Origin of the sequence: Yoonia sp. (assembly GCF_036007805.1) — a bacterium.
Taxonomy (GTDB): domain Bacteria; phylum Pseudomonadota; class Alphaproteobacteria; order Rhodobacterales; family Rhodobacteraceae; genus Yoonia.
The window spans coordinates 1-5,696 of record NZ_DASYOK010000027.1 but is presented as its reverse complement, the minus strand read 5'-3'; the positions used below and the strand labels follow the sequence as shown (position 1 = coordinate 5,696).

5 protein-coding genes are annotated in these 5,696 nt (G+C 56.4%); 1 reads left to right on the top strand and 4 read right to left on the bottom strand.

Annotated features, from left to right (window positions below):
• The 4 genes from VGP75_RS01595 to VGP75_RS01580 all read right to left on the bottom strand — a co-directional run.
• Positions 1-1,424: alanine/glycine:cation symporter family protein (locus VGP75_RS01595; protein ID WP_327541980.1), on the bottom strand; the 1,424-nt coding region annotated here is incomplete at its 3' end.
• A 12-nt stretch (positions 1,425-1,436) separates the two neighbouring features.
• Positions 1,437-1,868: a universal stress protein gene (locus VGP75_RS01590; RefSeq protein WP_327541979.1), complete on the bottom strand. Its 432-nt coding sequence runs from the start codon at positions 1,866-1,868 to the stop codon at positions 1,437-1,439.
• Positions 1,869-2,204: 336 nt separating this feature from the next.
• Positions 2,205-3,611, bottom strand: a complete 1,407-nt coding sequence (glnA, locus tag VGP75_RS01585) for a type I glutamate--ammonia ligase (RefSeq protein WP_327541978.1) — start codon at positions 3,609-3,611, stop codon at positions 2,205-2,207.
• A gap of 33 nt (positions 3,612-3,644) precedes the next feature.
• Positions 3,645-3,983, bottom strand: a complete 339-nt coding sequence (locus VGP75_RS01580) for a P-II family nitrogen regulator (RefSeq protein WP_055685993.1) — start codon at positions 3,981-3,983, stop codon at positions 3,645-3,647.
• Between the two features lie 174 nt (positions 3,984-4,157).
• Here VGP75_RS01580 and VGP75_RS01575 point away from each other — a divergent pair, with 174 nt between their 5' ends.
• Positions 4,158-5,672, top strand: coding sequence for an NAD(P)H-hydrate dehydratase (locus VGP75_RS01575; protein WP_327541977.1), 1,515 nt, complete (start codon positions 4,158-4,160; stop codon positions 5,670-5,672).
• The last annotated feature ends 24 nt before the right edge of the window (positions 5,673-5,696 follow it).

The window sequence follows — 5,696 nt, the reverse complement described above, 5'->3', positions numbered from 1 at the left end:
GAGAAGTCGATCACGGGGCCAAGGCTTGCGGCTGCACCGATCACGATGAAGACGCAGAAGATGATCTTGAAGACCAGCTCTGTCGTCTTGCCTTCGCCGAAGAGATAGGTCCATGCTTTCAAGCCATAGTAAGACCACGAGATCATGGTCGAGAACGCGAACAGGATCACGGCCAGTGCCAGGACATAAGGGAACCAGCTGATGGCAGAGCCGAAGGCGGCTGATGTCAGTGCAACACCGCTGTTGCCATCAATCGTCGCAATCGCTGTGCCCGCTTCGTTCAGCATGTAGTTGCCTGTTGCCTGATCAATGATCAGCTGCTGCGAGATGATGATGACCAAGGCGGTCATTGTACAAATCACTACTGTGTCGATCAGTGGCTCGAGCAAAGACACAAACCCTTCAGTGATGGGTTCGTTGGTCTTTACCGCAGAGTGCGCGATCGCCGCAGAACCGACGCCCGCTTCGTTAGAGAAAGCCGCACGGCGGAAACCCTGGATCAGCGCGCCGACAAAACCGCCCGCAACACCCAGACCGGTGAAGGCACCTACAAAGATCTGACTAAAGGCCCAACCGATCATGTCGTAGTTCACGATCAGCACGACAATGGCCGCACCGACATACAAGATCCCCATGAAAGGAACGACTTTCTCGGTGACCCGTGCGATGGATTTGATACCACCGACGATGACCGCAAAGACGATCACAGCAAACACCAGCCCTGTGATCCAGCCCGGGAAATCACCTGTGATCTGGGTGATCTGTGCGTGGGCCTGATTGGCCTGGAACATATTCCCGCCGCCCAGTGCACCAAGGATACAGAAGATCGAGAACATCACGGCGAGGATCTTGCCGCCGGGCAGACCCAGCTCATCGAACCCCTTGGAGATGTAATACATCGGACCACCTGACACGGTGCCATCGGGGTATTCGTTGCGGTATTTCACACCCAGTGTACATTCGGTGAACTTTGAGGCCATGCCCAGCAGACCTGCAAGGATCATCCAGAACGTGGCCCCCGGACCACCGATACCGACAGCGACGGCAACACCGGCGATGTTACCCAGACCAACAGTCCCTGAAAGCGCAGTTGCCAGCGCTTGAAAGTGGCTGACTTCGCCCGCGTCTTTAGGGTCGGAATAATCGCCCTTTACCAGCGCGATCGCGTGGCCGAAGAACCGGAACTGCACGGCGGCGAAATAGATTGTGAAAACGGTGGCACCAATCACCAACCACATAACGATCCAGGGGAAGTTTGTCCCGGGGATCGACATGAAGATGAAGTTAACGAACCAACCCGTGGCGTTCGCGAACGCCTCGTTTACGCGCGCATCCAGAGATGCTGCCGCTTCTTGTGCCTGTGCGGGAACAGCAGCAGCGACGGAGGCAATCAGTGCCAACGCAAAAGTTTGGATATTTTTCATCTGGACTGCTCCTTATGCGACAACGGTGACAGGAACGCGGGCGTTCATCACGAGGCTTGCGGTTGAACTGCCAAAGATGCGCGATGTCAGGCCACCTTCGCTAGAACGGGCGACGATAATCTGTGAAGCACCTTCGGAATGCGCGATGCTGTCGATCGTATCGGCCACATCACCATGGCGCACAATCGCGCGGGCATTCAGCCCCGCAGCCTTGAGATCCGCCACAGCAGGGTCGACAACCCGCTCGCGCGCAATCGAGATTTCCTCTTCGCGCCGCTTGTGACGTTCGGCATTTTCCGCAGCAGTTTGAAAAGAAAACGGCGACCATTCGATCACATAGACGACGATCAATTCACAATCGTCCGCTCTTTTCGCCAGACTTTTGGCAAATTCAAGCGCTTTCGCCCCCGAGCTTCGCCCGTCCAATCCAATCACGAGTTTCATCATTTTGTCCCTGTTTATTTGTTTTTTTGATAACGCGTTGTTTTGCGTTAAAGCCAAAAATTCATCATTTGACCTAAAATCAGGCTATCGAAAGAGGATTAATCGGTCCATGTTTAAATCCCCCACTGCCTAAAGGTGCGGCAGCGACGGGTGCATTGCATAATATTTGGGGTTTTTGGCGCAACGCGCACGTGTGTCATGAGAAGGGTGAAGGCCAGATATGCGGGAGGTTTCGCAAGACGATGCTTGGGGGCATAACCCTTGGCCGTATCCATCGCGTCAGACAAAAAAAGCCCCGCCAGATTGCTCTGACGGGGCTTTCTTACACTTGGGAGATTAGCAGCTGTAGTACAGTTTGTATTCAATCGGATGCGGTGTGTGCTCGTAAGCGTAAACCTCTTCCCACTTCAGCTCCATGTAGCCTCCCAGCTGGGATTTGGTGAACACGTCACCGGCCAACAGGAACTCGTGATCCGCTTCCAGCGATTCCAGCGCCTCGCGCAAGGAGCCACAGACCGTCGGGATCGCTGCCAGTTCTTCAGGTGGCAGGTCGTAAAGGTCTTTGTCGGAAGATGGGCCCGGGTCAATCTTGTTCTTGATGCCGTCAAGGCCAGCCATCAACAGTGCTGCAAAGCACAGGTATGGGTTGGCTGCGGGATCGGGGAAGCGGGCCTCAACGCGCTTTGCCTTGGGGCTTTCGGCCCATGGGATACGAACACAACCCGAACGGTTACGTGCGGAATATGCGCGCAGAACGGGGGCTTCAAAGCCCGGGATCAGACGCTTGTAGCTGTTTGTGGACGGGTTGGTGATCGCGTTCAGCGCTTTGGCGTGCTTGAGGATACCGCCGATGAAGTAGAGCGCTTCCTGTGACAGGTCAGCATATTTGTCGCCGGCAAAGAGCGGCTTGCCGTCTTTCCAGATCGACATGTTGACGTGCATGCCGGTGCCGTTGTCGCCTGCGATGGGCTTGGGCATGAATGTGGCCGACTTGCCGTAGGCCTGTGCCACATTGTGGATCACATACTTGTACTTTTGCAGTTCGTCCGCCTGATGTGTCAGCGTGCCGAAGATCAGGCCCAATTCGTGCTGGCAAGACGCCACTTCGTGGTGGTGCTTGTCGACCTTCATGCCCATGCGCTTCATGGTGGACAGCATTTCAGAGCGCATTTCCTGCGCGTCGTCGATGGGGTTCACAGGGAAGTAGCCGCCCTTGACGCCGGGACGGTGGCCTGTGTTGCCCATCTCGTACTCGGTGTCTGTGTTCCATGCGCCGTCGATTGCGTCGACCTGATAGGACACTTTGTTCATGGACACCTGAAAGCGCACATCGTCAAAGACGAAGAATTCTGCTTCTGGACCAAAGTAGGCGGTGTCACCGATGCCGGATGCCTTGAGGTACTCTTCGGCTTTGACGGCAGTGCCGCGTGGGTCGCGGTCATAGGGTTCCATCGTGTCGGGTTCGACGATGTTACAGTTAATGCAGACTGTCTTTTCTGCATAGAACGGATCGACGTAGGCGCTTTCGGCCTGTGGCATCAATTTCATGTCGGACTGATCGATAGATTTCCAACCGGCAATCGAAGACCCGTCGAACATGAAGCCTTCTTCGAGGAAGTCTTCGTCAACGAGATCGGCCACAACAGTTACGTGTTGCAGTTTGCCGCGTGGATCAGTGAAGCGGATGTCGACATAGTCGGCTTCCTCATCTTTGATCAGTTTTAGAACAGCCTTATTGTCCATCTATGATGTCCTTTTTTGTAGCGTCGTTACTGGTTAGAGTGCATCGTCGCCGGATTCACCGGTGCGGATGCGGATGGCTTGCTCGACTGACGAGACAAAGATCTTGCCGTCGCCAATCTTGTCGGTTTTCGCGGCGCCAATAATGGCTTCAATGGCCGCATCGACCTGGTCGTCCGCCAAGACGACCTCGATTTTCACTTTGGGCAGAAAGTCGACCACGTATTCCGCGCCGCGGTAGAGTTCGGTGTGCCCTTTCTGACGGCCGAACCCTTTGACTTCGACGACAGACAGGCCCTGGACACCCACCTCTTGCAAGGCTTCCTTCACTTCGTCGAGCTTGAATGGCTTAATGATCGCTTCGATTTTCTTCATCGCTCGCGACTCCCCCTTGTGTGTTTCGTCAGTGGTGAGACCATTTCTCTTGCATAGGGACAATTCGTCGTGGAACCTCAGGGCAAGCTGGTCGGGGGAAACTATGCGCAATGCCTAAAATTTGTGCAATTAGATTGATTGCTGGGCGATTTGTAAACTTTTGGTGCTGAAACCATGACCGAACTACTCACCGCTGCCCAAATGCGCGCCATCGAAGCGGCCGCGATCACCTCGGGTGAGGTGACCGGGCTGGAACTGATGGAACGCGCGGGGCGCGGGGTTGTGGCGGCCACTTTTGAGGAGTGGCCGGAGCTGGCGGAAGGGGGGCATCGCGCAGTTGTGCTGTGCGGGCCGGGCAATAACGGTGGTGACGGGTTCGTTGTCGCGCGCTTGCTGAAAGAGGCGGGGTGGGACGTTGAGGTATTTCTTTATGGGGATGCCGAGAAATTGCCACCGGACGCGCGCGTGAATTATGAGCGGTGGGGCGAGTTGGGGGAGGTCGCAGCGATTGCTTCTTGCACCAGTCACCGCTGGGTGCATCAGCCGATTGTGATTGATGCGCTCTTTGGCACAGGGCTGGCACGCCCTTTGACTGAGGATCTGCGGAATATACTGATGGCGACAATGAACTGCCGTCGCGTTGCCGTTGATGTGCCAAGCATGTTGTCGAGCGATACGGGTGTCATGATGTCACCCGTGTTTCACAGCAGCGCGGCCCATCTGACAGTCACTTTTCATAGCCGAAAACTTGGGCATTTGTTATGTGATGGACCTGCAAATTGCGGGGAAGTGCGGGTTGTCGATATCGGCTTGAACCATAAGCCGATAGAAGGTGCGGTGGAACTGCTCACACACACCGACAACCTCTCCAAGCGCGTGGGGCATAAGTATTCCCATGGACATGCCCTCATCCTGTGCGGCAGCGTCGGAAAGGGCGGTGCTGCACGCCTTGCGGCGCGCGGTGCACTGCGTGTTGGGGCAGGGGCTGTCACGGTTGGTTGTCCGCCTGCTGCACTGATCGAAAACGCCGCGCAGTTGAATGCAGTGATGCTGCGCAAGATCAAGGGTGCTGATGCGCTGACCGCCGCTTTGGAGGACGCCCGTATCAATGCGCTTTGCATGGGGCCGGGGCTGGGGGTCAGCGATGAAAGCCGTAGCCTCATCGAGGCAGGCTTGAAGAGCGGGCGGGCGATTGTGCTGGACGCGGATGCCCTGACGCTCATCGGGCGCGATGCGCCTCTCTTCGCGATGTTGCATGACAGATGTGTTTTGACGCCACATGCGGGCGAGTTTGCGCGGATGTTTCCGGATATTGCTGAAAAGCTGGCGGCACCTGCGTCCAAGGGACCAGCCTATTCCAAGGTGGATGCCACGCGGGACGCGGCGCGGCGGGCAGGGTGTACGGTGCTCTTCAAAGGGCCCGACACAGTCATCGCCGATCCCTCCGTGCGCTGCAGTATCAACGCATCGGTCTATGAACGCAGCGCGCCTTGGCTGGCGACCGCGGGATCGGGCGATGTTTTGGCAGGCTTTATCACCGGCCTTTTGGCGCGGGGGTTCGCTCCGATGAAAGCCGCCGAAACAGGTGCCTGGCTGCACACCGAATGCGCGCTCTCCTTCGGTCCGGGCCTGATTGCCGAGGACCTTCCCGAAGAACTGCCCAAAGTCTTTCGTGCATTGGGCCTTTAACGCGATTTTTCCTCTCGCATCCCC